This is a genomic window from Bradyrhizobium sp. USDA3516, from assembly GCF_057651995.1.
Window position 1 is genome coordinate 1 of the sequence record NZ_JBYGYN010000027.1, and the last position, 683, is coordinate 683.

Genomic DNA, 683 nt, shown 5'->3' on the forward strand with positions numbered 1-683 from the left:
AGCTTCTTCAGATGGATCAGCGGCAGCAGCTTGTTGCGGAGCCTGAGCACCGCGGTGTCCTTGATGCGCTCGATGCGGTGCTCGCTATTGGCGCGGGCCCGGACCAATTCCACCACCGAGAGCTGCGGGATCGCAAAGCGGTCGCCGGCGGCTTCGACGATCAGCGCCGAGACGATGGCGAGCGTCAGCGGGATCTTGATGGTGACGGAGGAGCCTTCACCCGCGACCGACTTGATGTCGATGGTGCCGCCGATCTGGTCGATATTGGTGCGGACCACGTCCATGCCGACGCCGCGGCCCGAGACCGAGGTGATGGCAGCGGCAGTGGAGAAGCCCGGCGCGAAGATGAACTTGTGGATCTGGGCTTCGCTCATCTTCTCCAGCTCGGCCTCGGTGACGAGACCGGACGAGAGCGCCTTGGCCTTGATCTTCTCGGTGTTGAGGCCTCTGCCGTTGTCGGCGATGCAGATGATGATGTGGCCGCCCTCGTGATAGGCGGACAGGCGGATGGTGCCCTGCTCGCCCTTGCCGCTGGCGAGGCGCTCGGCGGGGGTCTCCAGGCCATGATCGGCGGAGTTGCGCACCATGTGGGTGAGCGGGTCCTTGATCAGGTCGAGCACCTGGCGGTCGAGCTCGGTGTCGGCGCCGTGCATCTCGAGCTCGATCTGCTTGCCGAGTTCGGA

1 protein-coding gene is annotated in these 683 nt (G+C 65.3%); it reads right to left on the reverse strand.

Going from position 1 to position 683, the window contains the following annotated elements; genetic code table 11:
* The coding region (locus AC24YW_RS36585; RefSeq protein WP_487487211.1) for a chemotaxis protein CheA at positions 1–683 on the reverse strand (683 nt) is incomplete at both ends.